Here is a 26,616-nt window from a genome sequence, read left to right as displayed (position 1 = left end):
CTCGACCTCAACCTTGGCAAGGTTGCGCTCTACCAACTGAGCTATTCCCGCATTTTCTGATTTTTCTAACGTTTCCGTTAGCGCTTATCAGCAAGCCTCAAATTATATAACTCTTTTTGACCATGTTCGATTGCAAGCCAAAAAATTTTTATCCAACTACCAACCCCTGAAACGATCTTTGCTTGCGTCTTCGCCCTGAGGGCTTCGTCGCTTTAATGCTGCAGACCGTATCTGGAGGCGCGGTCCGGAGTCGAACCGGACTAACCGGATTTGCAATCCGGGGCATAACCGCTTTGCTACCGCGCCAGGAACTCCCATTCCTCTGACAAAAAAGGGAAGCAATTGCTTCCCTTTTTGTGGAAATTGGAGCGGGAAAAGAGTCTCGAACTCTCGACCTCAACCTTGGCAAGGTTGCGCTCTACCAACTGAGCTATTCCCGCATTTATCGAAGCCTTACATTGTACAACGTTTGCTGCGATGGAATGAATTGTAGCGCATTTTTTGGGGCTCCCAAAAAAATTTGCATCAATGTTTCAATCCATCGACGGCAGCAGACGACGCTGCGGCTTTGTCTGTCGACACAGCTACCGCTGCAGCAGCCACGGCGACCTCTTCATCCGTCAGCGGCACAGGCTTGCTCTCCAGCGCCACCTCCAGCACCTTGTCGATCCAGCGCACAGGCACGATCTCCAGGCCGCTCTTCACGTTGTCCGGAATCTCTGCAAGGTCCTTCACGTTCTCTTCAGGAATCAGCACCGTCTTGATGCCACCGCGCAAAGCGGCCAGCAGCTTTTCCTTGAGGCCGCCGATGGCCGTTACCTCGCCCCGCAGCGTGATCTCGCCCGTCATCGCCACATCGCCGCGCACAGGAATGCCGGTGAGGGCCGAGACAAAGGCCGTGGTCATTGCGGCCCCGGCGCTGGGGCCGTCCTTGGGTGTGGCGCCATCGGGCACGTGGATATGGATGTCGCGCTTCTCGAACGTTTCGTCCTTGATGCCCAGCATGCGTGCGCGGCTGCGCACCACCGTACGGGCTGCTTCCACGGATTCCTTCATCACGTCGCCCAGGGAACCTGTGCGCGTGATCACTCCCTTGCCAGGCATGATGGCCGCCTCGATGGTCAGCAGATCGCCCCCCACCTCCGTCCAGGCCAAGCCCACCACCTGCCCCACCTGGTTTTGCAGTTCGGCACGGCCGTAGGTGTACTTGCGCACGCCCAAAAAGTCCGGCAGGTTGTCGGCAGTGACGACGACCTGAGGCTCCAGCTTCTTCAGCTGCAAGCCCTTGACCACCTTGCGGCAAATTTTGGACAGCTCGCGCTCTAACGAGCGCACACCAGCTTCACGGGTGTAGTAGCGCACCATGTCGCGCACGGCAGGCTCGGTGATGAGCAGTTCTTCGTCCTTCACGCCATTGTTCTTGAGCTGCTTGGGCAGCAGGTACTTCATGGCGATGCTGGTCTTCTCGTCTTCGGTGTAGCCCGACAGGCGAATCACTTCCATCCGGTCTAGCAGCGCTGGCGGAATGTTCATCGAGTTCGACGTGGCGACGAACATCACGTCGGACAGATCGAAGTCCACCTCGACATAGTGGTCGCCGAATGTGTGGTTCTGCTCGGGGTCAAGCACTTCCAGCAGCGCGCTGGACGGGTCGCCCCGGAAATCCGTACCCAGTTTGTCGATCTCGTCGAGCAGGAACAACGGGTTGCGCGTACCGACTTTCGAAAGGCTCTGCAGCACCTTGCCCGGCAGTGCGCCAATGTAGGTGCGGCGGTGCCCGCGGATCTCGGCTTCATCGCGCATGCCGCCCAGGGCCATGCGCACGTACTTGCGTCCGGTGGCTTTGGCAATGGACTGTCCCAGCGAGGTCTTGCCCACGCCAGGAGGTCCCACCAGGCACAGGATAGGCGCTTTCACCTTGTCCACGCGCTGCTGTACCGCGAGGTATTCCAGGATGCGGTCCTTGACCTTGTCGAGACCGTAGTGGTCTTCGTTAAGGACGCCCTCGGCATTCACCAGGTCGTGCTTGATCTTGGTCTTCTTGCTCCACGGCAGCGCGGTGAGCACGTCGATGTAGTTGCGCACCACCGTCGCTTCGGCCGACATGGGCGACATGAGCTTGAGCTTCTTGAGCTCAGCCTCTGCCTTCTTGCGCGCCTCGGCTGGCATCTTGGCGAGCTTGATCTTTTTCTCGATCTCCTCGATGTCCGCCCCCTCGTCGCCCTCGCCCAGTTCCTTCTGGATGGCCTTGACCTGCTCGTTCAGGTAGAAGTCACGCTGGTTCTTCTCCATCTGGCGTTTGACGCGGCCACGGATCTTCTTGTCCACATTGAGGATGTCCACCTCGCGGTCGAGTTGCTCGAACAGGTTTTCGAGGCGCGCCTTCACATCCGACAGGTCCAGCACCACCTGCTTGTTTTCGAGCTTGAGGGGCAGGTGCGCAGCGATGGTGTCCGCCAGACGGCCGGGATCGTCAATGCTGGAGATGGAAGTCAGAATCTCGGGCGGAATCTTCTTGTTGAGCTTGACGTACTGGTCAAACTGCTGCATCACGGCGCGCCGCAGGGCCTCGATTTCGCTGGGCTTGTTGGCGTCCGGCGTGGCCTCCACCGGCGTCACGGTGGCCATGAAGTGCGACTCCGCATCTTCAATCGATGTCACCAGCGCACGTTGCTGTCCTTCCACCAGCACCTTCACGGTGCCGTCGGGCAGCTTGAGCATCTGCAAGATGGTGGAGACACACCCCACATCGAACATGTCCGCCACCGAAGGCTCATCTTTGGCTGCGGCCTTTTGGGCCACCAGCATGATGCGGCGGTCGGCCTCCATGGCCATCTCCAGAGCCTTGATGCTCTTGGGGCGGCCCACAAAAAGCGGGATCACCATGTGGGGGAACACCACCACGTCACGCAAAGGCAACAGCGGCAGGTCAAGGGGGGTAGCTGGCAGGGGGGTATGTCCGGACATGGAAATCCTCAAAGTGCTCTGTGGAAGTGGGTCCACATGTGGGGATTTTCAACCCTCGCACGCAGCCGTGCTGGCACAAGGGTTGATGGTTCGAAGGGCGGCCACAGGGCGCCCGCTCCGGTCATCTCAGACCGCGTGAAGAAATCCGTCTGATCCATGGAGGCACCAGCGGACTCCTGCACGCCTCTTCTCAGGCCTTTTCAGGCCTTCTTGGCTGCTTCGCGGTAGACGAGCAGCGGCGGCTTGTTCTCTTCGATGGTGGACTCGTCCACCACCACCTTCTCGACGTTGCTGGTATTGGGCAGGTCGAACATGGTGCCAATCAGCGCTTGCTCCAGGATGGAGCGCAGCCCCCGCGCACCCGTCTTGCGGGCCAACGCCTTGCGGGCAATGGCTTTCAGGGCGGCAGGGCGAATTTCTAGGTCTACACCTTCCATCGCCAGAAGCTTGCTGTACTGCTTGACGAGCGCATTCTTGGGCTCGGTCAGGATCTGCACGAGCGCATCTTCGCTCAGCTCGGCCAGCGCCGTTACCACAGGCATCCGGCCCACCAGCTCAGGGATCAGACCAAACTTGATCAGGTCTTCCGGCTCGATCTCGGTGAACACCTCGGTGAGGGAGCGCTGCTTCTTGCTCTTGACCGACGCGCCGAACCCGATGCCCGACGCCTCGGTGCGGTTCTCGATGACTTTTTCCAGCCCGGCGAAGGCACCACCGCAGATGAACAGGATGTTGGTCGTGTCGATCTGCAGGAAGTCCTGGTTCGGATGCTTGCGCCCCCCTTGTGGCGGCACGCTGGCCATGGTGCCTTCAATGAGCTTGAGCAAGGCCTGCTGCACGCCCTCGCCCGACACGTCGCGCGTGATGCTGGGGTTGTCGGACTTGCGCGAGATCTTGTCGATTTCGTCGATATAGACGATGCCACGCTGGGCGCGCTCGACTTCGTAGTTGCAGCTCTGCAGCAGCTTCTGGACGATGTTCTCCACGTCCTCGCCCACATAGCCTGCCTCGGTCAGTGTGGTGGCGTCGGCCATCACGAAGGGCACGTCCAGCATGCGAGCCAGGGTTTGCGCCAACAGCGTCTTGCCGGAGCCGGTGGGGCCGATCAGCAGGATGTTGCTCTTGGACAGCTCCACATCGTCCTTGTGGGCCTTGTCCTTGTGGCGCAGGCGCTTGTAGTGGTTGTACACTGCCACGGCCAGTGTGCGCTTGGCCACGTCCTGGCCAATCACGTAGTTGTCCAGGTTGGCCTTGATCTCGACCGGCGTGGGCAGGTCGCTGCGGCCTTCGCGGGCCAGATCACCAGCCGGCAGTTCGTCGCGGATGATCTCGTTGCACAGGTCAATGCACTCGTCGCAGATAAAGACCGACGGACCGGCGATCAGCTTCTTCACTTCATGCTGGCTTTTGCCGCAGAAAGAGCAGTAAAGGGTTTTTTCGCTGGAAGAGCCTTTTTTCTCGGCCATGGGGGCAATGCCTTGCTTGTTTCGGAAAGTTGTCGGGATGATAACCAAATAAAAAACGGCGTCTTCCCCTCGGGAAAACGCCGCTTCGCCGCCCTCGGGCGATCAGGCGCGCTGGCTGATCACCTGATCGACCAGACCATAGTCCTTGGCCTCGTCGGCCGAGAGGAAATAGTCACGTTCGGTGTCGCGCTGGATCTTCTCCAGCGGCTGGCCGGTGCGCTCGGCGAGGATCTTGTTGAGCTGCTCGCGGGTCTTGAGGATCTCGCGGGCGTGGATCTCGATCTCGGTCGCCTGGCCTTGCATGCCACCCAATGGCTGGTGGATCATGACCTTGGAATTGGGCAACGCAAAACGCTTGCCCTTGGCGCCTGCCGCCAGCAGGAACGCGCCCATGCTGGCCGCCATGCCCGTGCACAGGGTCGAGACATCGGGCTTGATGAAGTTCATGGTGTCAAAGATCGCCATGCCGGCACTCACCGAACCACCGGGCGAGTTGATGTAGAACGAGATGTCCTTGTCGGGGTTTTCGCTCTCCAGGAACAGCAGCTGTGCCACCACCAGGTTGGCCGTCTGGTCATTGACCGGGCCCACCAGAAAAATCACGCGCTCCTTGAGCAGGCGCGAATAGATGTCATAGGACCGTTCGCCACGGCCCGACTGCTCGATGACCATGGGGACCATGCCCAGGCCTTGTGTTTCCAATGCGCTCATGTATTTCTCCAGTCAAGCAGGTACTGTACCCAGAAATGAATTGGGGCTTGTGCACGAAAGCACAAGCCCCTGGTGTGTCTTGACGACCAGAACCGGGCAGTTGCACGAAGCAGGCCACCCGGCCCGAGGGCCTATCAGCCCTGCTGCGCCATCAGGTCGTCGAAGGAAATGGCCTTCTCGACCACCTTAGCCTTGGACAGCACGAACTCGGTCACGTTGTTCTCAATGACAACGGCTTCGACTTCAGCCAGGCGCTGGCGGTCGCCAAAGTACCAGCGCACCACGTCTTCGGGCTTCTCGTAGCTGGCAGCCAGCTCGTCGATATGGGCCTTGAGCTGCTCGGGCTTGGCCTGCAGTTCGTTGGCGCGCACCAACTCGGCCAGCACCAGACCCAGGCGCACACGGCGCTCAGCTTGGGGACGGAACACGTCTTCAGGGATCTCGGCCTTGTCGGCATCCTTGACGCCGCGTTGCTTGAGTTCAGCGCGAGCGCCTTCCATCAGGCGGGCGATTTCGGCCTGGATGCTGGCATTGGGCAGATCCAGCTCGGCCTTGGACACCAGGGCGTCCATCACGGCAGCCTTGTTGCGGGCCAGCAGGCGGAACTTGACTTCGCGCTCCAGGTTCTTCTTGATGTCGGCGCGCAGGCCATCCACGGAACCGTCGGCAATGCCCAGCGACTTGGCCAGAGCATCATTCACTTCGGGCAGGTGGGCCGCTTCGATCTTCTTGATGGTCACCAGGAAGTCGGCGGTTTTGCCAGCGACGTCCTTGCCGTGGTATTCGGCAGGGAACGCCAGGGGGAAAGTCTTGCTTTCGCCGAACTTCATGCCACGCACCGCGTCTTCGAACTCCTTGAGCATCTGGCCTTCGCCGACCAGGAACTGGAAGTCTTCGGCCTTGCCGCCGTCAAAGGGTTCGCCGTCGATCTTGCCTTCGAAGTCCACGGTCACGCGGTCACCGTCTTGCGCAGCGGCGTCAATGGCGCGCTGGGCGAAGCTGCGGCGCTGCTTGCGCAGGATGTCGATGGTCTTATCGATGGCGCTGTCTGTCACTTCGGACGACAGTTTTTCAACTTCGGCGTCCGACAGGTCTGCAATCTTGACTTCGGGGAACACTTCGAAGATGGCGTCAAAAGTCACCTGGCCTTCGGGAGCGCCTTCCTTTTCAGTGATGCGGGGCTGGCCAGCAACACGCAGGTTGGCTTCGTTCGCAGCCACGGCAAAAGCCTCACCCACCTTGTCGTTCAGCACTTCGTACTGCACCGAGTAGCCATAACGCTGGGCAACCACGTTCATGGGCACCTTGCCGGGACGGAAACCGTCCATCTTGACCGTACGGGCCAGGCGCTTGAGGCGCGTGTCCACTTCGGACTGGATCAGGGTGACGGGCACGCTCAGCGTGATCTTGCGCTCGAGCTTCTCAAGGGTTTCAACAGTAACGGCCATGGCTATTCCTCTTATGAATGTGGATCGTGCTGGCTGCAGCGCAGCAGCGCCGTGTTCCGCAAAGTCTCACATGGGTGGTGCGCGGGGGGGGACTCGAACCCCCACACCATTGCTGGCGTCAGGACCTAAACCTGGTGCGTCTACCAATTTCGCCACCCGCGCGGTTCTACAAACAAACAGGCGGCAAGCTGAGCTGCCGCCTGTGTGAAATCGGTCAACCTTCTATTTTACCTGATGCGGACGCCCTGCCGGTCAAGCAGCCCCAGGAACCTCTGGCGCAGGCCGCTTGACACGGAACCAGGCCGCGTACATCGCAGGCAGTGCCAGCAGCGTGAGCACCGTGGCCACCACCAGCCCGCCCATGATGGCCACAGCCATCGGGCCCCAGAACACGCTGCGCGACAGCGGAATCATGGCCAGCACCGCAGCCGCGGCCGTGAGCACGATGGGGCGCAAGCGGCGCACGGCCGATTCCACAATCGCATCCCATGCGGGCACACCCCGGGCGCGGTCCTGCTCGATCTGGTCGATCAGGATCACCGAGTTGCGCTGGATCATGCCCATGAGCGCGATCACGCCCAGCAGCGCCACGAAGCCAAACGGCCGATTGAGCAACAGCAGCGCCGCCGCCACACCCGCCATGCCCAGCGGCCCGGTAAGGAACACCAGCATCGCGCGGCTGAAGCTGTGCAATTGCAGCATCAGCAGCGTGAAGGTGATGAACAGCATGATGGGAAGGCCCGCCGCGATGGACGCCGAGCCCTTGGAGCTTTCCTCCACGGCGCCCGCCACCTCGATGCGGTAGCCCGTCTGGCCCGCCGACCGCCACTTGGCCTCAATCTCCTTGAGGGATGGCAGCAGCGCCGCCGTCACCGTGGCGCCCTGCAGGCCCTCGGTCACGTCGCCCTGCACGGTGATGGCGTAGTCGCGGTTCTCGCGCCACATCACGCCCGGCTCCCAGGTGAACACGGGCTTGGCGATCTGCGTGAGCGGGATCGACTTGCCCGAGGCCGTGGGCAGATAGGCGTTGGCAATGTCGGTGATGGCGTTGCGCTCATCCAGTGGCTGGCGCAGCAGGATGTCGATGAGCTTGTCGCCCTCGCGGTACTGGCCGACCTGCGTGCCCGACAGAATGGTCTTGGACGCCTGTGCGATGGACTGGCTGGTCACGCCCAGGGCGCGTGCCTTGGCCTGGTCGACTTCCAGGCGCAGCACCTTCACGGACTCGTTCCAGTTGTCGTTCACCCCGCGCATGTTGGAGTTCTGGCGCAGCTGGGCCTTGACCTCGTCCGCACGCTCGCGCAGCACCAGCGGATCAGGGCCTACCACGCGGAACTGAACGGGATAAGGCACGGGCGGCCCGTTGGGCAGCAGCTTGACGCGCCCGCGCACTTCCGGGAACTCCTGCGCCAGCAGCGCAGGCAGCTTCACACGCAGCGATTCGCGCACCTTCAGGTCTTGGGGCACCACGATGAACTGCGACACGTTGCTCTGCGGAAACACCTGATCGAGCGGCAGATAAAAACGCGGCACGCCAGAGCCTACCCAGGTGCTCACCGTGTTCACGCCTGGCTCGGACAGCAGGCGCTGCTCCACGCGTTTGGTGACGGCCTCGTTGCCTGCGAACGACGTGCCTTCGGGGAACCAGATGTCCACCAGAATCTCAGGCCGGCTGGAATCCGGGAAGAACTGCTGCTGCACCTTGCCCATGCCGACAATGCCCAGCGCAAAGGTCAGCACCGTGGCGCCAATGGTCAGCCAGCGGTGCTGCACGCACCAGTCCACCAGACGGCGGAAGCTGCGGTAGAACGGGCTGTCAAAGACCTCGTGCGGGTCGTCCGTGATGCCCTTGTTGGCCTGAGCGGCCAAGACGTGAGGCGGCACCTTGAGCAGCAGCGTGCCGAGGTAAGGAACGAAGTAGACCGACACGAACCAGCTGAGCACCAGCGCAATCACCGTCACGGCAAAGATCGCAAAGGTGTATTCGCCCGTCGTGGACTTGGCCAGGCCGATGGGCAAGAAGCCCGCCGCCGTGATCAAGGTGCCCGTGAGCATGGGCATGGCCGTGATCTCGTAGGCGAAGGTGGCGGCGCGCACCTTGTCATAGCCCTCTTCGAGCTTGAGCACCATCATCTCCACCGCAATGATGGCGTCGTCCACCAGCAGGCCCAGCGCGATGATCAGCGAGCCCAGAGAGATCTTGTGCAGCCCGATGCCCCAGTACCACATGGCCAGGAAGGTGACAGCCAGCACCAGCGGGATGGTGATGCCCACCACCAGCCCCGGGCGGGGGTCGATATACCAGCGCTTCCACAGCGGGTTGTTGCCGGGCCGCTTGTGAAAGCCCAAGCTGATGAAGCTGACCGCCAGCACGATGACCACAGCCTCGATCAGCACCTTGACGAATTCATTCACCGAGGTGGACACCGCTTTGGGCTGGTCCTGCACATTGACCAGCTTCACACCGGCCGGCAGCGTGGCGCCGATGCGGTCCGTGGCCGTGTGCAGCGCCTTGCCCAGCGCAATAATGTCGCCGCCCTTGGCCATGGAGACGCCCAGCGCGATTACCTCGCGGCCCTGGTGGCGCACCTTCACGCCCGGTGGGTCCACATAGCCGCGCTGCACTTCAGCGATATCGCCCAGCCGCAGCTGCGCGCCCGAGGGGCCACGGATCGGCATCGCGCGCAGGTCCTCGATGGCGTTGAACTGGCCCTGCACGCGCACCTGCACCTGGTCTTGGGGCGTCTGGATGGTGCCCGCGCTCTCCACTGCGTTCTGCTGGCCCAGCTGAGCGAGCACCTGGTTCATGTCCAGGCCCAGTTGCGACAAGCGCTTTTGCGAGATCTCGATGAAGAGCTTTTCGTCCTGCACGCCAAACAGCTCGACCTTGGCCACATCGGGCACGCGCAGCAGCTGCTGGCGTGCATCATCGGCAAACTGCTTGAGCTCGGCGTAGCTGAAGCCCTCGGACTCCAGCGCGTAGATCACGCCATACACGTCCCCGAAGTCGTCATTGAAGAACGGGCCCTGGATGCCCTGCGGCAAGGTGTAGCGCATGTCGCCCACCTTCTTGCGCACGCTGTACCAGACATTGGCCACGTCGCCGGGCTTGGAGGAGTCCTTGATCTGAAAAATGATCTGCGACTCGCCGGGCTTGGAGTAGCTGCGGATCTTGTCCGCATACGGCACCTCTTGCAGCGTGCGCTCGATCTTGTCAGTGACCTGCTCGGCCACCTGCTGGGCCGTGGCGCCGGGCCAGTAGGTGCGTACCACCATGGCGCGGAAGGTGAACGGTGGGTCTTCGTCCTGCCCCAGCTGGAAGTAGGCCGCAAAGCCCAGCAGCATCAGCACCACCATGAGGTAGCGAGTGAGCGCGGGATGGTCGAGCGCCCATTTGGAGAGGTTGAACCCCTCTTTGGGTTGGATTTGCGTCATTACGGGCCTCAGTTGGCGGCAGAGGCCGTGGCGGTGGCGGGTGCAGCGGCGGCCGCAGGAGCCGATAGTACCGTCGGCATTGCTACAGTTTCAGGAGCTGTTTGCGCTTTATTCACCGGCGCCTGAGCCACTTTTGGCTGGTATACCGTCACTTTTTGACCGGGAGACAGCACATGCACGCCGGTGGCCACCACCTGCATGCCGGGGGTCAGTCCCCCGGCCACCACGGCATCGTTGCCATCGGCCGTGGCGATCTGCACCACCTGCGACTTGACGGTGCTGGTTGCAGGGTCGTATACCCAAACGGCGGTGGACTGGCCCTCCTGCCGCAGCGCGCTGGTGGGCAGCTTGATGGCGGCAATGCCGGCGTGGCTCAGCGCCTTGGGCGTGGCGTACACGGTGGCGCCCAGCGCTGGGGCGTCGGCCGCGTCAATGGCCACCTTGACTTGGAATGTGCGGGTCGCCGCGTCGGCGCTCGCAGCCACCTCGCGCACACGGCCTGTCAGCGTGCTGCCACCCGACCAGCCACGCACGGCGACCTCGGAGCCCGTCGTGATCTGCGCCACCTTGTCTTCCGGCACGGCAAACACCACGTCGCGCGGGCCATCCTGCGCAATGCGCACCACCGGGGCGCCGGCCGACACCACCTGGCCCGGCTCGGCATCGATACCCGTCACCACGCCCGACACATCCGCCACCAGCGTGGTGTAAGCAGCCTGGTTGCCCTGCGACGACAGCTGGGCACGCGCCTGGTCGAGGGTGGCCTGGGCGGCCTTCAGCGTGGCCTCGCGGCGTTCCAGCTCGGCACCGCTGATGAAGTTCTGGTCTTTCAGCGCCTGGTAGCGCTTGAGGTCTGCCGCCGCCAGGTCGCGCTGCGTGGTGGCCGACGCCACCTGCGCACGCGCTGCGTCAGCCGCCAGCTGGTAGTCCTTGGGGTCCAGTTGCGCCAGCACCTGGCCTGCCTTCACGCGCTGACCCAGCTCGGCCTGGCGCTGCACGATCTTGCCCGCCACCCGAAAGCCCAGGCGCGACTCCACCCGCGCGCGCACCTCGCCCGAATACTCCAGGCTGGACTGCAGCGCACCCACGCCCACCGTCATCAGCTTGACGGAGCGCACGGGCTCCTCGGGCGGTGCGGGACGCGAACAGGCGGCCAGCACGGTAGCGGTGGCCAGCACCAGCAAAAGCCTGGAATGCCGTGAAAAGGGCCGCAGGGCGGAGGAAGTGCGCATGGGAAATCCGGTGAAAAAAGAAGGGGCCACAAGGATCAGCAAGCAAAACGCAGGCCGGAGCGCCCGCGCAGCGACGGTACACCAGGCACCCGCCAACCGGCGACCCGCAGCCATGCAGGGCGCTTGTGAACAGGTGCAGGGGCCAGCCGCCTTGTCCCCCACTGGATTGGTTTTTATGATTACTGACTGACCGGTTAGTAATCTATGAGAAGCCCTTGAGCTTGTCAAGCGACAATCCGGGGTGTGAACGACCGTCCCAGCCCCTCTCCCCACCCCGGCGCAGGCTCCGCGCCACAGCCCACTGCGACCGATGCGGTGGCGCCCCCCGTGACCCATTACGAAAACTTCCCGGTCGCATCCCTGCTGTGCCCGCCCCACCTGCGCCAGCCGATTGCCGCCATCTACGGCTTTGCGCGCACGGCGGATGACATGGCCGACGAAGGCGATGCCCTGCCCGCCGCCCGGCTGGCAGACCTGGCCGCCTACCTGGCCGATCTGCGCGCGATCGCCCAGGGCCAGGCGCCCTCGCCCCGCTGGGCCAGCGTGTTTTTGCCGCTGCAAGGCGTGTTGCGCAGCCACCAGCTGCCTGCGCCTTTGCTGGAAGACCTGCTGAGCGCCTTTGCCCAGGACGTGGAAAAAACCCGCGACGGCGAAGGCTACGCCGACCGCGACGAACTGCTGGACTACTGCCGCCGCTCGGCCAACCCCGTGGGCCGGCTGCTGCTGCACCTTTATGGCGTGCACGATGCCCAGGCGCTGCGCCAGAGCGACGCCATCTGCACTGCGCTGCAGCTCATCAACTTCTGGCAGGACCTGTCGGTGGACATTCCCCGGGGTCGCCACTATCTGCCGCGCTCCGACTGCGCGACCTATGGCGCCTGCCAGTCCGAGCTGCTGGCGCTGCAAAGCACCCGCGAGAACGCCCGCCTGATTGCCGACTGCGCCCACTGGGCCCGCACCATGATGCAGAGCGGCGCCCCCCTGGTGCATAGCCTACCCGGCCGCGCTGGCTGGGAGCTGCGGCTGGTGGTGCAAGGCGGCCTGCGCATCCTCGACAAGGTCGATGCCCTCAAAGGGGGCAGCCTGCACACCCGGCCCAAGCTCCGTGGGTGGGACTGGTGCGTGATGCTGGGCCGCGCGCTGGTGATGTAAGAAAGATTCATGGGCCGCAAGGCGGGCTCACACACTCGCCCGCCAGAGCGCCATGCAGTGCAAAAATGCCTGTAGCGCTTGATTTATATGCGCTAATAGCTATCCAATTTATAGCAATTCGCTGAGATGTTCCACGCCCTCGGCCCGGCCGGGGCAGGGATAGCGAGCATGCCCCGGCCACCGCACCCGGTTAGCCTCGCGGCCACCGTGGCAGGGCGGTGGCCAGCGCCCCACCCTGCCGGCCCGTGCCCGCGCGCCACAAGCGCTGCGGCACTTCTTTTGAGCCAGGGTCACCCCCACCATGTCCGTCAGCGTTTTCGACCTCTTCAAAATCGGCATCGGTCCGTCCAGCTCCCACACCGTGGGGCCCATGATTGCGGCGCGGCAGTTTGCCTGCCATGTGCGCGACACCGTCGGCCTGGCGGCCGTGCACCAGGTCACGGTGGAGCTGTTCGGCTCCCTCTCGGCCACCGGCGTGGGCCACGGCACCGACCGCGCCGTGCTGCTCGGCCTGGCCGGGCATGAGCCAGACCATATCGACCCCGACCAGATCGCCCCCGCCATCGCACAGATCCGCCAGAGCGGGACGCTGGCGTTGCTGGGCGAGCATGTTGTGCCGTTTGTCGAAAAGGACCACCTGCTGTTTCGCCGCAAAAGCCTGCCGCTGCACCCCAACGGCATGGCATTCCATGCACTGGATGCGCAGGGCAACGATATCGCCATGCGGGAGTACTACTCGGTGGGCGGTGGGTTTGTGGTCGATGCAGCGGGCCAGCGGGTGCTCAACACCCCGGCCAGCTCCAATGCAGGCACCGCAGGCCATGGCCAGGGCCTGCCATACCCGTTCCGCACCGGTGCCGAGTTGCTGGCGCAGTGCCGCGCCACCGGCCTGAGCATGGCCCAGCTCATGGCCGCCAACGAGCAGCACTGGCGCAGCCCCGCCGAGGTGCGGCGCCAGCTGCTGGCCATCTGGCAGACCATGGCCGGCGCCGTGCAGCGCGGCTGCGCCAGCACCGGCACCCTGCCCGGCCCCATGCATGTGCGCCGCCGCGCGGCCGAGCTGCACAAGAACCTGAGCCGCTCGCCCGAGGCCGCCCTGCGCGACCCGCTCTCCATGCTGGACTGGGTGAATCTGTACGCCATGGCCGTGAACGAAGAAAACGCCGCGGGCGGCCGCGTGGTGACGGCCCCTACCAATGGTGCAGCGGGCGTGATCCCGGCCGTGTTGCACTACTACGTCAACTTTTTGCAGGGCCCCATCCCGGCCAACGACGACGGCATTGCCACCTTTTTGCTCACCGCAGGTGCCATCGGCATCATCTACAAAGAGAACGCGTCACTCTCCGGCGCCGAGGTGGGCTGCCAGGGCGAGGTGGGCGTGGCGTGCTCCATGGCCGCCGGCGCGCTGGCCGCCGTGATGGGCGGCACGCCCGAGCAGGTGGAGAACGCGGCCGAGATCGGCATGGAGCACAACCTGGGCATGACCTGCGACCCCGTGGGCGGGCTGGTGCAGATCCCCTGCATCGAGCGCAACGCCATGGGTGCGATCAAGGCCATCAACGCCGCCCGCATGGCGCTGCGCGGCGACGGGCAGCACGTGGTCTCGCTCGACAAGGTCATCAAGACCATGATGCAAACCGGCGCGGACATGAAGGTCAAGTACAAGGAAACATCGCGCGGCGGGCTGGCGGTGAATGTGGTCGAATGCTGAACCGCGCCGCCCACTGGCCCCTATCGCGGCACGTTTCGTAGCCCCTTCACCTGCATGCATCTGCCGCCGGACCTGCCCACCCCCTTGCCGCTGGAGCGCTGGCTCAACCGCCTGGGCGCGCTGGTGATGCCGCTGGCGCTGCTGGTCGTGCTGCTGCTGTTTTTGCAATGGCCGTTGCGCGACGGGTGGGGCGCGGGGTCCAGCCAGGCCAACGACCTCGCGCAGGTGCTGTTTGCGCTGTATGTGGCCGTGGCCCTGCGCCACGCGGACCGGCGCGGCGCCCACCTGGTCAGCCGCCCCGACCTTGCCCATGCGGGCCGGGGACCGGTGCGCGCCATGCGCCTGCTGGGCGCGCCCCTGGCCGTGTTGCCCTGGGCGGTGTTTGTGTGCATCAACACCGCGCCCACGGTGTGGCGGTCGGTGCGGGGGCTGGAAAGTTTTCCTGAAACCGCCAACCCCGGCTACTTCGCCATCAAGCTGGCCTTGCTGATGCTGGCCGTGCTGCTGGCTCTGCAAGCACTGGCCGACCTGTGGAAGGCCATGCATACCCTGCGCACGCCCACTGGCACACCGGCGGACCCTGCATGAGTCTCATCCCATGAATGCCATCGGCCTGTTGCTGCTGGTGCTGGCCCTGGTGCTGATGATGACCACCGGCTGGGCCACCTACGCCGTGCTGCTGGGCGTCAGCACCCTGGGCGCGGTGGCGGGCCTGGCGCTGGGCGCGTTTGATGGCGCGGTGCTGCGCAGCCTGCCGGAACGCGTGGTGGGCCTGCTCGAACACGACCTGCTGCAGGCGCTGGTTCTGTACGCCGTGGTGGGTGCGCTGCTCAACCATCTGGCAATGGTCAACGGCCTGTACAGCGGCCTGCGCAAGCTGCTGGCGCGCGTGGTGGGGCAACGGGCCGCGCCCGACATGGCGGGCCTGGGCGTAGGCATGCTCATGGCGCCCATGAACGGATCGGTGGGGGCCAGCCTGGTGACCCTGTCGCACACCGCCGGGCAGGCCTGGGCCCACGAAGGCATGCCGCCCGCCCGCCGCACCGCCCTGGTCGCCGTGGCCAGCACGCTGGGCATCATCGTGCCACCGTCGCTGGTGCTGTTGCTGCTGGGCGATGCCATGCTGCGCGCCCACACCGAGGGCCTGACCCTGGCCACGCAGCTGGGGCTGGCCAGCGCCCGCGCAGGCACCCGCATCATCAACACCCAGGACGTGCTGCAGGCCGCCCTGGCGCCGGGCGCACTGCTGCTGGTGCTGTGGATGGGCGTGACCTGGTGGCTCGCCCAGCGCCGCACTGGCGGCACCGCAGATCAAGGGGCCGCATCTTTAGCACCCGTGCCCCTCACCCGCAGCGAGCGCTGGACGCTGGGCGTGGTGCCTACGCTCATCGTGGCCCTGCTGGCACTGGTCACCACCGGCCGCGTGCGGGCGGTAGAGGCCGCCGCCACCGCCGGGGTGTTGCTGCTGGTGTGGGGCGTGGCGTCGCGCCAGCTCACGCGGCGGCGGCTGGCGCAGGTGCTGGACGACGCCATGGCGCTCACCGGTGCGCTGTTTGCGCTGCTGGTGGCGGCCGTCACGTTCTCGCTGGTGCTGCGCGCCTACGGCACCGATGTGCTGGTGGCCGAATGGATGCGTGCCCTGCAGGGCCAGCCCCTGCTGGCCATGGGGGTGGTGCTGGCCGTGCTGCTGGGCTCGGCGTTTGTGCTCGATGCGTTCGAGCTGATCTTCCTGATCATCCCCATCGTCATGCCCCCTTTGCTGGCGCTGGTGGACGACGCGGCCTGGGTGGCCGCGCTCACCTTGCTGGTGCTGCAGGCGGGGTTCCTGCTGCCGCCGTTGGGCTACGCGCTGGTGCTGTCCCGCGCCCAGGTGGCGCCCCGGCCCGCCATGGGCGCGGTGGCGCGCGCGCTGGCGCCCTACCCGCTCTGCCTGGCCGGCGTGATTGCCCTGGTGATGGCCGTGCCCGCCACCACGCAGTGGCTGCGCAGCACGCCCGCCACGCTGCCCGAGATGTCGATCCAGGGCGACGACCTGGACGCGCTGATGCGCGAGATGTCGCAACCCGAGGCGCCTGCCCCTGCGCCCGCCGCCTCTGCAACATCTCCCTAAAGCTATCATTTGAATAGCAACCTCGGCATGCTGCACTAGCGCATCCGCCCGAAAACACCGCAAACCCCGACAATCGGCCCGCCCCAGTGCGCCATGGGACAATCTCGCCCCATGACACCGCAGCAGTACGTACAGCAAAAAGCCGTGGCCTCGGGCAGCAGCTTCTATTACGCCTTTCTCTTTCTGCCCGCGCCCCGCCGCGCGGCCATCACGGCGTTCTATGCGTTTTGCCGCGAGGTGGACGATGTGGTCGATGAGGTGAGCGACCCCGGCGTGGCCCGCACCAAACTGGCCTGGTGGCAGGCCGAAGTGACCAAGGCCTACGCGGGCCAGCCCACGCACCCGGTGATGCTGGCGCTGATGCCGCTGGCGGCCGACTACGGCATCGAACAGCGCCACCTGCAGGCCGTGATCGACGGCTGCCAGATGGATCTGGAGCAGACGCGCTACCTCGACTTTGCAGGCCTCAAGGGCTACTGCCACCTGGTGGCGGGCATCGTGGGTGAAGTGGCCGCGCGCATCTTCGGCCAGACTGACCCGCGCACCACCGAATACGCCCACCGGCTGGGCCTGGCGTTCCAGCTCACCAACATCATCCGCGACGTGGGCGAAGACGCCATGTTGGGCCGCATCTACCTGCCCGTCAGCGAGCTGCAGCAGTTTGACGTGAAGGCGCACGAGATCTTGAAGCGCGAGTACTCCGACCGGTTCACCGCCCTCATGCGCTTTCAGGCCGAGCGTGCCCACCGGCTGTATGACGAGGCCTTTGCCCTGCTGCCCGACGCAGACCGCCGCACCCAAAAGCCCGGCCTGATGATGGCCAGCATCTACCGCACCCTGCTGCGCGAGATCGAGCACGAGAACTTCCAGGTGCTGCACCAGCGTATCCGCCTCACGCCGCTGCGCAAGTTCTGGCTGGCCTGGAAGATGCAAGCCCTGGGCAGGATGTAGCCCGGCGTGGCACCAAAGAAAGTCGCTGTCATCGGGGCTGGCTGGGCCGGCATGGCCGCGGCCATCGCCCACCGGCAGGCAGGCCGCCAGGTCACCGTGTTCGAGGCCGCGCGCACGGTGGGCGGCCGCGCCCGCGCCGTGCCGGGCGTGCTGCCGGATGGCACAGCGGCCACGCTCGACAACGGCCAGCACATCCTGATTTGCGCCTACACCGAGAGCCTGCGCCTGATGCGCCTGGTGGGCGTAGACCCCGCCACCGCGCTGCTACGCCTGCCGCTGACCCTGCAGTTCCCCGACGGCCAGGGCCTGCAACTGCCCGACCTGCCCCCGCCGCTCGATGCGTTGCTGGGCATCGTGCGCGCCAAAGGCTGGGGCTGGCAAGACAAGGTCGCCCTGCTGCGCACGGCCACCGCCTGGCAGCTGCGCGGCTTTCGCTGCGCACCCCACACCTCGGTGGCAGACCTGTGCGCCCCGCTCACGCCCCGGCTGATGGCCGAGTTCATCGACCCGCTGTGCGTGTCGGCACTCAACACCCCCGCACGCGAGGCCAGCGGCCAGGTGTTTTTGCGGGTGCTGCAAGACAGCCTGTTCAGCGGGCGCGGTGGCTCCAACCTGCTGCTGCCCCGCACCGACCTGGGCGCGCTATTCCCCGAGTCCGCGATGCGCTGGCTGGTGCAGCAAGGCGGCCAGGTGGTCACTGGCCAACGCATCCAGCGGCTCGTGCCCCTGCCCAGCGGACGCTGGCAGTTAGCGGGGACTGGGGGTGCGGCGCAAGGCTCAGAAGCAACCGATGCCTTCGACCACATCACCCTGGCCTGCCCCTCGTGGGAGGCCGCGCGGCTGGTCGAGGGCCTTGCCAGCACGGCGGGCCTGACCGCTGCGGCCCGCTGGAGTGCCACCGCCAACGCCTTGCGGTTTGAGGCCATCACCACCGTGTATGCCCACGCCAGCGGAGCGCGCTTGCCCCTGCCCATGCTGGCGCTGCGCAACACGGCCGAGCACCCGGCACAGTTCGTGTTCGACCGGGGCCAGCTTGACGGCCAGCAGGGCTTGCTGGCCTTTGTGGTGAGCGCCAGCGACGGCGACCGGGCACTCATCGAGCAACAGGTGCTGCAGCAAGCCGCCGCGCAGCTGGGCCTGCCCGGCCTGCGCCCTGTGCAGACCGTGGTCGAAAAGCGCGCTACGTTTGCGTGCACCCCCGGCCTGCAGCGGCCCGCCATGCAGGTGTTGCCGGGGCTGACGGCCTGCGGCGACTATGTGGACGGCCCCTACCCAGCGACGCTGGAAGGTGCGGTGCTCAGCGGCACCGCCGTGGCAGCCTGCGCGGCGGGCTGACACAACACCACCAGGGCCAGCGGGCCACCCCCGGGTAACTACCAAGCCCGCTGACAGCATTCCGAAAGCACGGCCCGGGCACCATGGCGCCACACGCATACCGCATGCGCCTTGTTCGCCTTTGGGCCCTTTGGCCTTTCGGCCTATTGTTTTGACGGAGACACCCCCATGCTTTCACACGAACACCCCGCCCTCTGGTCCCCCACCCGCCGCCACCTGCTGGGAGCCAGCGGCGCCTTGGCCCTGGGCGGCCTGCTGCCCACCGGTGCATCGGCCCAGGCGGCCTGGCCTTCCAAGTCAGTGCGGTTTGTGGTGCCGTTCGCTCCGGGCGGCAGCTCGGAGATCGTGGCCCGCTCCACCGCTGCCGAGCTGGGCAAGACGCTGGGCCAGAGCGTGTATGTAGACAACAAGCCCGGCGCCGCCGGCAACATCGCCATGGGTGAAGTGGCACGCTCGGACGACCAGCACACGCTGATCCTGGGCCACATCGGCACGCTGGCCGTCAACCCCTTCATCTTCGACAAGCTGCCCTACGACGCCAACAAGGACTTCAAGCCCGTGAGCCTGCTGGCCAAGGTGCCCAGCCTGTACGTGGTGCACCCCGACGTGCCCGCCAAGAATCTCAAGGAGTTCATCGCCTACGCCAAGAAGAACCCGGCCAAGCTCAGCTATGGCTCGGCGGGCAACGGCAGCGCGGGCCACTTGGCGTTTGAATACCTCAAGATGACCGCCGAGATCTTCATGCTGCACGTGCCCTACCGTGGCACCGGCCCCATGATGACCGACCTGCTCTCGGGCCGCCTTGATGCCGCTGCCGTGGGCGCTGCCGCCCTGCTGCCTTTCATCAAGGCCGGCAAGGTGCGCTGCATTGCCACCGGCTCGGCCAAGCGCCTGCCCCAGCTGCCCGACGTAGCCACGGTGGCCGAACAGGGCTTCCCGGGCTTTGAGATGACGCAGTGGTACGGCATGCTGGCCCCCGCCAACCTGGCACCGGCCAACCTCGACAAGCTGGCAGCCGAGACCGCCAAGGCCGTCAAGGCCCCCGGCTCGCTGGAGCGCCTGAACGCGGACGCGGCCGAGGCCATTGGCGGAACGCCCGCGCAGTTTGCGCAGTTCATTGCGTCTGAACAGGAGCGCTGGAAGAAGGTGCTGCTGCGTGCGAAGGTCAAACCCGATTGACCCCCCTGAGCCGCTTCGCGTCTTCCCCCTTTCTCTCGCCCCGCTGCGCGGGTCGGGAAGGGGGACGCAGCCAGTGCGGCGGGGCGGCCCTTGCACGGCTGCCTGGCCTGGGCAGCGCGTGCGCACAGTTCGGCTGCTGGCGCCTGCGCGCCCTCACCGCTCCGCATTGAATGGCTCCACGCTGAATGCAAGCCCTGCGCATTCCGCACAAACGGTAGCATCCCCCCATGCGCATCCTCCTGGCCGAAGACGACCACAACCTGGGCACCTGGCTCAGCCGCGCGCTGGAGCATGCGGGCATCCAGGTCGAATGGGTGAACGATGGCCGCCTGGCCGACCGCGCGCTGCAGCAGCACGACAACTACGACGCGCTGGTGCTGGACCTGGGACTGCCCGGGCTGGACGGCCAGGCCGTACTGCAGCGCCTGCGCGACCGCGACCAGCGCCTGCCCGCGCTGATCTTGACGGCGCGTGACTCGCTGGACGAGCGCGTGCGCTCGCTCAACGCGGGGGCGGACGACTTTCTGGCCAAGCCCTTTGAGCTGGCCGAGCTGGAGGCCCGCCTGCACGCTCTGGTGCGCCGCGCGCGCGGCAACGAGCACCAGCGCCAGGCCTGCGGCGCGCTGGTGTATGACAGCGCCCGCAAGCAGTTCACGCTGCGCGGAGAGCCCCTGGCCCTGTCCCCGCGCGAACATGCCGTGCTACGCGTGCTTGTGCAGCGCAGTGGCGAGCCGTTTTCCAAGCAGCAGATTCTGGACCGGGTGTTCACCGACGATGACGACGTGCACCCCGAAGCCGTGGAGGTGTTTGTGCACCGCCTGCGCAAGCGGCTGGATGGCAGCGGTGTGCGCATCACCACGCTGCGCGGCCTGGGCTATGCGCTAGAGGCAAATGATGTGGATCCCCCCTGAGACGCTGCGCGTCTTCCCCCCTGAGGGGGGACGCCACCCGTGGCCTGGCAAAGCCAGTTCCACGGTGGCACTGGCTTGGGCCACGCGCAGGTTCAGGACCGCGCCCTGTTCTTTGCGGCGGAGTCCGCTGCCATGACTTTGATGCAACGCCTGCGCCGCGCCAGCCTGTGGCGGCTGCTGGCCATGCTGTTGCTGCCACTGCTGGCCATGGTGACGGGCGTAGAGCTTTGGATGACACGGCACGATGCGCTGGAGGCTGCCAATGCAGCCTACGACCGCTCGCTGCTCGGCGCGCTCAAGTCCATCGACGCCAACATCTCCACCGCCTCGGGCGGCCTGTCGGCCGAGTTGCCGTACAGCATGCTGGAATTCTTTGAACTCACGGCCAGCGGCAATGTGTACTTTCGCGTGGCGTCGTCCGACGGGCTGGTGGAGTTGGGCAATGCCGACCTGCCCCTTCCTGCTGGCGCGCTGGAGCCCGGCGTACCGCGTTTTTATGACGCCACCTACTTTGGAGAGTCCGTGCGGCTGGCCGCCTACCGCCGCGCGCTGGACCGTGCGGAGCCCGCATCCACCGTGCTGGTGCAGGTGGCCGAAAGCACCCGGTCGCGCGAGGACTTCACTGCCCGCTTTGTGCGCCGCGCGGTGCAGCGCGATGCGCTGGTGCTGGCCCTGATGGTGCTGGGCACTGCGGCATTGCTGGCCGTGGCGCTGCGCCCGCTGGCGCGGCTGGCGCGCGAGGTGCAGGCCCGCAGCAGCGACGACATGACCCCGCTGGCATCCAACGACCTGCCCGCCGACATCCGCCCGCTGGTGGACGCCGTCAACCAGCAGATGGCGCGCACGCAAGACCTGGTGGCACAGCAGCGGCAGTTTCTGGACGACGCCTCGCACCAGTTGCGCACCCACCTCACCACGCTGCAGATGCAGATCGACTACGCGCGCCGCGAGGGCGACAGCACGCAGGTGCAGCACACGCTGGCCGCCATTGGGGGCGAAATCGCCCGCGCCACGCGCAGCACACAGCAACTGCTGGCACTGGGCCGCAGCGACACGGCGGCGGTGGAGCTGACGCCGTTCGACCTGGCCGCGCTGCTGCGCACGGTGGCGCTGGAACTGCTGCCCCAGGCGCGCGCCAAGCAGATCGACTTTGGCATCCATACGCCCGCCGCTGGCATCGAGGCCGTGGGCGACAGTGGCCTGCTGCGCGAGGCCCTGACCAATCTGGCCGCCAACGCCATCGCCTACACCCCCGCGCAGGGCACCGTCACCGTGTCGGCAGCGGGTGACAGCCTGGGCTGGAGCATCAGCGTGGAGGACAACGGCCCCGGCCTGCCCGCCGAGGAGCGCGACGCCCTGGGCCAGCGCTACCGGCGCGGCTCGCAGGCCACGGCGGGCGGGTCGGGCCTGGGGCTGGCGATTGCGCGGTCGATTGCCGAGCGGCACCGGGGCAGCCTGCGGCTGCAGGCGCGCGCTGAAGGATCGGGGCTTCTGGCGATACTCTGGTGGCCCCGCGCCTGACGCAGCCCGCAGAACCACTGAAACTCCACACCCCATGCCGCAGCCCTTGCCCGCCACGCACCGCCTGCTGACCGCGCCTTGCAGCCGCCGCCAGCTGCTGCAGACGCTCGCGGCCGCTGCCAGCGCTGGCGCGGGCTTGGCTCCCTTATCAGCAGCGGCCGACGCATCCCGTGAACCGGCAGAGTGCATTGCGCCCTCACGCCCCGGCGGTGGATTTGACCTGACCTGTGGCTTGGCCTCCCAGGCGCTGCAGGCCGTGCGCCCCGGCCGCACGCCGCTGCGCACCCGCTACCTGCCCGGCGGCATTGGTGCAGTGGCGTTTGACCAGGTGGCCACGGGCCGCCTGGGAGGGCCCGGCACGCTGGTGGCGTTCTCCAGCGGCTCGCTGCTCAACCTGGCGCAGGGCCGCTTCGGCCCCCACCCGGTGAGCGCCGTGCGCTGGATTGCAACGCTGGGCAACGACTACGGCGTGGTGGCGGTGCACCGCGACGCCCCCTACCAGCGCTTGCAAGACGTGGTCACCGCGTTGCAAAAAGATTCGGGCCGCGTGGTGTTTGGCGCCGGCGGCACGCTGGGCAGCCAGGACTGGGTGAAGGCTGCGCTGCTGGTGCGCGCGGCGGGGCAAGACCACAAGCGCATGCGCTTTGTGTCGTTTGAGGGCGGTGGCGAAGCGCTCAAGGCGCTGGGCGGCCGCCACATCGATATCTTCACCGGCGACGCGGCCGAGGCCACCCGGGCCGCTGCGGAAGGCCTGCCAGTGCGCATCCTGGCGGTGCTGGCCCCCACACGGCTGCCCGGCGCGCTGGCCGCCCTGCCCACGGCACGCGAGCAAGGCATTGACCTGCAATGGACCACCGTGCGCGGCCTCTACATGGCCGCCAGCGTGCCTGACGCCGTCGCCCACGCCTGGACGACTGCCCTGCAGGAAGCGCAGGCGGCACCCGGATACGCCGCCCTGTGCGCCCGCCATGGGCTGTACCCCTTTGCGCTCAGTGGCGCCGCCCTGGATGACTATGTTCAGCGCAGCCTGGCCGACTATCGCCGCCTGGCGCAGGACCTGGGGCTGCGGTCCTGGCCGCGTTGAGCTGCGCCACGCAGCACCTCGACTCTACGCTGGCAACACGCCAGCACCATGCAGTCCTGGCAACCCTGTAGGCCGGTCGTCGGCAGGCAGCACCGCCGTGCGGCGCTCGGTCTCGGCATCTACTGCTGCGGGCAAAGAGGACTGCGCCACATAGGCCGTCAAGGTGTTGCGCCATTCTTCGTTCGATGCGTCCATGGCGCGCCGCATGCGTGCCAGCAGCCAGCCGGCCGCACCCACCGTCAAGGCCAGCATCGCCAGCAGCCCGTACACCAGGGACGCCGGGAAATGCCCTGCATTCAGTTGCTCCACGCGGGCCAGCAATGCGAGCGTGGCCTGATGGTCCTGCTCGGCCTGCGCGCGCATGCGATCCACTTCCACCTGCAAGGCCTGCATGCGCGCGCTGGCGGTCCCCCCGCCGTCCAGCGCGTTGACCTCTGGGTTTGAAGCCGCTAGCGGCGTCAGCGCTGCACCGTCGGATGGAGCCCCTTCGCCCGAGGCGGGCGGCGTGACCAGCGCCGTCAACGGCTCCATCACCAGCCGGGGCTTGGCCGGTCCCGGCGCAGCGGGTGCCGCAACAGCCTGAGCCACCGAGGCGGTGGACGATGCCGACGCTTGTGCGGGGGGCGCTGATGCGGTCTCGGGCGCTACGCTCGGTGCAGTGCTGGGTGGTTCTTGGGGCGCAGGCTGCGTCCCGCGGGTCGCACCGGCCATCGCAGCGGTGTCAGGGGACGAGGTGCGCGCTACAGGAGCCCCGGCAGACTTTGCGGCCACCCTTGTGCCCTTGCGGGCTAACCGGCTGGCGGCCGACGCCTTGCGCGGCCGCGAGGAGCCCATTGCGGATGCAGAAGACGCTTCTCCGGCAACCACCCCACCCGTCCGCGAGGGAGAAACCTCTGCCAGGGGCACCTCCCAGGGAATCGCCACCGGCCTCAGCCCCGCTGCCACGGTGGCGGGCAGGTCGGCCAGAAAGGTGTATTCGCGCGTCACGCGGCCCGTGCAATGCACGGAGACCTGGGCGGTCAGCACCGGCTCGTCGGCCAAGTGGGAGGACTGCACCCGCAGCACCGGATTGCGCTCCGGCTCGCCCGGCCGCACGCTCACCTGGACTCGGCCCGCCGGTACGGCCACATCGCCAGACACCAGCCGCGCTTGCGGGCACAAGGCATCCACCGACATGCCGGGGTCCAGCTGGACTTCAAAGCCCAGGTCGATGGGCTGTCCCAGCCACACCTTGCCTTGCGGCGCGCCCAGGGACAGGGCTTCCGCCGCCTCGGCCAGCAGCCCCAGCAGGGCGACGATCAGGGAGTTACGCAGCATCACAACCACCTCCTGCCATTGCAATTAGTTTCTACATGAAACAAAACACAACGGAAAGAAATGAATGCGCAGGCCTCAGTGCCAAGCCCCGCAAAGCGCGCAATCTAGAGCGCGGGGCATGGGCAGCAGACCGCCCGGGCGGCTATCGCTCCAGCCACCACTGAATCACCACCTTGGCCAGGAAACCCAGAAAACCCACGCCCAGCCCCAGGAAGATCACGAACGTGCCAAAGCGCCCGGCCTTCGATTCCCAGGCCAGCTGCCCGATGATGAACAGCATGTAGGCAATGAACGCCCCCACCCCGTAGGTGAGGAAGAAGCCCGAGATCTGCGCCTCGGTAAATCCAAAAATCACGATGTCCCTCCAGGCCGACGCACAGAGGCATTCGGTACAGCGGGGGCCACCAGGTCACGCTCGGGCAGGCTGGATGCATCTACCAGGTCGCGGTAGGCATGCCAGCTGGCGTGGCCCAGCATGGGCATCACAGCGATCAGGCCCAGCAGCAGGGAACCCAGGCCCAGCAAGGTAAAGCCCAGGATGATGGCAGCCCAGAACGCCATCGGCAGCGGGTTGGTGATGACCGCCTGCCAGCCGGTGAGCACAGCTTGCAGCAGTGTGGCGCGGCGGTCCAGCAGCAGCGGCATGGCCACCACGCTGGACGCAAAAATGGGCGCGGCCATCAGGCTGCCCAGCGCCAGCCAGATTTCAAACAACCAGCCGTCGCGCGCCATGACCACATGGCGCAAAAAGTCCAGCGGCGTCTCGATGGGCACGGGCGCGAGCAAGGTGATGAGCGCCGCCGAGGTCATGACCCAGCCCGAGGCGGCCAGCGCCAGCAGGGCCCCGAACTGCAGCATGCACCAGTAGTCGCTGCCCCATTTGTTCACATGGCTGTTCTGCCAGTTGAGCCAGGTCTTGAGCACCACGCCCAGGTTGGCGGCCTCGCCACGCTCCAGCGCGCGGCTCAGCGCATACAGGCTGGTGGCCAGCACCGGCGCCACCACCAGAAACCCCGACAGCGCACCCGCCAGCAGCCAGAAGCGGTGATGCGCCACCGCAAAGATGGCAGCGCCAAACAGGGTGAGCGCCAGGCCATGCGCAAAACTGATCCAGCCCGCCCGCGCCATGTCGCGCCAGGCCAGCACCAGCCAGGTCATGGGCTGCATCAGGCCGATGGTGCGGATGGCGGGCAATGGAGGGGGAGTACGGGGCATGGTGAGAGGGGTCGCTGAGCGACGATGGAGTGTGACCTGATCGGGCCGCAGCTTCAACCGCCGCGCGCCCAAACCTTGACCTGAGGCAAGAAACCGAACCCAGTAGAACCCGTCAGGCCAACAGCCGACACAGCGCGGTAAGGCTGTCCACCGTGGCATGGGGCGGTGTGTCGTCGTGCGGCCAGGGGTGTTTGGCACTGTTGATCCACACCGCCTGCATGCCCGCGTTCAGCGCGCCCTGCGCATCTAGCGTGGCGTCGTCGCCCACGTGCAGCACCTCGTGGGGCAGCACATCCACGGCCGTGGCGGCCGCATGGAAGATGCGCACATCGGGCTTGGCGATGCCAAAGTCCGACGCGCTGATGCTGTGGCGAAAGTAGTGGCCGATGCCGATGCGGTGGATATCGGCATTGCCGTTGGACACCGCCACCACCGGGTAGCGCGCTGACAAGAAAGCCAGCGTGTCGTGTGCATCATCAAACAGCTCCACCCGCTGCCGCTCGGCAAAGAACAAATCAAACGCCGGTTCAGCCAGCGCGGGCTCGTCACCGGCCTGCGTCAGCGCCAGCCGGATGGACTCGCGCCGCAGCGCGCTCAGGTCACCCTTCAGGTCAGGGCGCAGGGTCACCATCTGGTTGCGGATGGCGCGCAGTGCCTCGGTGTCCGAGAACAATGCCGCCGTGGCGGGCGCGTGGTGGGTCAGCCAGTCCAGCAGCACACTCTCAGCCCGCGTGATGGTGGGCCAGATGGGCCAGAGCGTGTCGTCCAGATCGATGGAGATGGCGCGGATGCGGGAGGTGTCCAGAGAGGGATTTGGCACAGGGCGCACCTGAAGGATGAAGGCGAAAAAAGAGGCCCCGGCGATGCACCG

General features: G+C 66.2%; 20 protein-coding genes and 3 tRNA genes. 10 read left to right on the top strand and 13 right to left on the bottom strand.

The window, feature by feature from the left end; translation table 11 throughout:
- Positions 1–232: 232 nt before the first annotated feature.
- The 9 genes from ACODSM_RS16325 to ACODSM_RS16285 form a co-directional block, all read right to left on the bottom strand.
- Positions 233–306 (bottom strand) — tRNA-Cys (locus tag ACODSM_RS16325).
- A gap of 58 nt (positions 307–364) precedes the next feature.
- Positions 365–440, bottom strand: a tRNA-Gly gene (locus ACODSM_RS16320).
- Positions 441–525: 85 nt separating this feature from the next.
- Positions 526–2,967, bottom strand: a complete 2,442-nt coding sequence (gene lon / locus ACODSM_RS16315; protein WP_060984246.1) for an endopeptidase La — start codon at positions 2,965–2,967, stop codon at positions 526–528.
- Between the two features lie 200 nt (positions 2,968–3,167).
- Positions 3,168–4,433, bottom strand: coding sequence for an ATP-dependent Clp protease ATP-binding subunit ClpX (gene clpX / locus ACODSM_RS16310; RefSeq protein WP_015014884.1), 1,266 nt, complete (start codon positions 4,431–4,433; stop codon positions 3,168–3,170).
- 102 nt (positions 4,434–4,535) lie between these two features.
- Entirely contained in the window at positions 4,536–5,144 is a 609-nt protein-coding gene (gene clpP, locus ACODSM_RS16305; RefSeq protein ID WP_015014885.1) for an ATP-dependent Clp endopeptidase proteolytic subunit ClpP, read from the bottom strand.
- 134 nt (positions 5,145–5,278) lie between these two features.
- Positions 5,279–6,592 (bottom strand): trigger factor, encoded by a 1,314-nt coding sequence (tig, locus tag ACODSM_RS16300; RefSeq protein ID WP_488806092.1) that lies wholly within the window; start codon positions 6,590–6,592, stop codon positions 5,279–5,281.
- Positions 6,593–6,667: 75 nt separating this feature from the next.
- Positions 6,668–6,754, bottom strand: a tRNA-Leu gene (locus ACODSM_RS16295).
- A gap of 90 nt (positions 6,755–6,844) precedes the next feature.
- Positions 6,845–10,027: an efflux RND transporter permease subunit gene (locus tag ACODSM_RS16290; RefSeq protein WP_295940895.1), complete on the bottom strand. Its 3,183-nt coding sequence runs from the start codon at positions 10,025–10,027 to the stop codon at positions 6,845–6,847.
- Positions 10,028–10,035: 8 nt separating this feature from the next.
- Positions 10,036–11,259 carry an efflux RND transporter periplasmic adaptor subunit gene (locus ACODSM_RS16285; protein WP_488806090.1) on the bottom strand — a complete coding sequence of 408 codons (1,224 nt, stop codon included), beginning with the start codon at positions 11,257–11,259 and terminating at the stop codon, positions 10,036–10,038.
- Between the two features lie 243 nt (positions 11,260–11,502).
- Between ACODSM_RS16285 and hpnC the strand changes: the two genes are divergently transcribed.
- From hpnC to ACODSM_RS16235, 10 genes are all read left to right on the top strand, one after another.
- On the top strand, positions 11,503–12,411 hold the full coding sequence (hpnC, locus tag ACODSM_RS16280; protein WP_488806089.1) for a squalene synthase HpnC: 909 nt from the start codon (positions 11,503–11,505) through the stop codon (positions 12,409–12,411).
- Positions 12,412–12,712: 301 nt separating this feature from the next.
- On the top strand, positions 12,713–14,122 hold the full coding sequence (locus tag ACODSM_RS16275) for an L-serine ammonia-lyase (protein ID WP_488806087.1): 1,410 nt from the start codon (positions 12,713–12,715) through the stop codon (positions 14,120–14,122).
- 54 nt (positions 14,123–14,176) lie between these two features.
- Positions 14,177–14,710, top strand: a complete 534-nt coding sequence (locus tag ACODSM_RS16270; protein WP_488806085.1) for a C4-dicarboxylate ABC transporter substrate-binding protein — start codon at positions 14,177–14,179, stop codon at positions 14,708–14,710.
- A gap of 10 nt (positions 14,711–14,720) precedes the next feature.
- Positions 14,721–16,232, top strand: coding sequence for a TRAP transporter large permease subunit (locus ACODSM_RS16265; protein ID WP_488806083.1), 1,512 nt, complete (start codon positions 14,721–14,723; stop codon positions 16,230–16,232).
- A gap of 111 nt (positions 16,233–16,343) precedes the next feature.
- Entirely contained in the window at positions 16,344–17,183 is an 840-nt protein-coding gene (hpnD, locus tag ACODSM_RS16260) for a presqualene diphosphate synthase HpnD (RefSeq protein ID WP_488806081.1), read from the top strand.
- Positions 17,184–17,189: 6 nt separating this feature from the next.
- Positions 17,190–18,518: a hydroxysqualene dehydroxylase HpnE gene (gene hpnE, locus ACODSM_RS16255; RefSeq protein WP_488806079.1), complete on the top strand. Its 1,329-nt coding sequence runs from the start codon at positions 17,190–17,192 to the stop codon at positions 18,516–18,518.
- Positions 18,519–18,686: 168 nt separating this feature from the next.
- A complete protein-coding gene (locus tag ACODSM_RS16250) occupies positions 18,687–19,697 on the top strand; it encodes a Bug family tripartite tricarboxylate transporter substrate binding protein (RefSeq protein WP_060984257.1) in 1,011 nt (336 codons plus the stop codon).
- 227 nt (positions 19,698–19,924) lie between these two features.
- Positions 19,925–20,608, top strand: a complete 684-nt coding sequence (locus tag ACODSM_RS16245) for a response regulator (RefSeq protein WP_488806076.1) — start codon at positions 19,925–19,927, stop codon at positions 20,606–20,608.
- 132 nt (positions 20,609–20,740) lie between these two features.
- Positions 20,741–22,129 (top strand): sensor histidine kinase, encoded by a 1,389-nt coding sequence (locus ACODSM_RS16240; RefSeq protein WP_488806075.1) that lies wholly within the window; start codon positions 20,741–20,743, stop codon positions 22,127–22,129.
- 34 nt (positions 22,130–22,163) lie between these two features.
- The gene (locus ACODSM_RS16235; protein ID WP_488806073.1) at positions 22,164–23,213 is read left to right on the top strand and encodes a tripartite tricarboxylate transporter substrate-binding protein; all 1,050 of its coding nucleotides are present in this window, start codon (positions 22,164–22,166) and stop codon (positions 23,211–23,213) included.
- A 24-nt stretch (positions 23,214–23,237) separates the two neighbouring features.
- Here ACODSM_RS16235 and ACODSM_RS16230 read toward each other — a convergent pair whose 3' ends face one another.
- From ACODSM_RS16230 to ACODSM_RS16215, 4 genes are all read right to left on the bottom strand, one after another.
- On the bottom strand, positions 23,238–24,530 hold the full coding sequence (locus ACODSM_RS16230; protein ID WP_488806071.1) for a type IV pilus assembly protein FimV: 1,293 nt from the start codon (positions 24,528–24,530) through the stop codon (positions 23,238–23,240).
- Positions 24,531–24,672: 142 nt separating this feature from the next.
- Complete coding sequence (locus ACODSM_RS16225) at positions 24,673–24,885, bottom strand: DUF2788 domain-containing protein (protein ID WP_110961089.1); 213 nt, start codon at positions 24,883–24,885, stop codon at positions 24,673–24,675.
- Positions 24,882–25,745 (bottom strand): DUF2189 domain-containing protein, encoded by an 864-nt coding sequence (locus ACODSM_RS16220; RefSeq protein ID WP_291446205.1) that lies wholly within the window; start codon positions 25,743–25,745, stop codon positions 24,882–24,884. Before ACODSM_RS16220 ends, ACODSM_RS16225 begins: the two co-directional genes overlap by 4 nt.
- 112 nt (positions 25,746–25,857) lie before the next feature.
- Positions 25,858–26,565, bottom strand: coding sequence for an HAD-IA family hydrolase (locus tag ACODSM_RS16215; protein WP_110961316.1), 708 nt, complete (start codon positions 26,563–26,565; stop codon positions 25,858–25,860).
- Between the last annotated feature and the right edge of the window lie 51 nt (positions 26,566–26,616).

The sequence above is a fragment of the Acidovorax sp. FG42 genome (assembly GCF_057809195.1).
The sequence above is the reverse complement of the archived record's forward strand: the minus strand, read 5'-3'. Positions and strand labels throughout refer to the sequence as shown.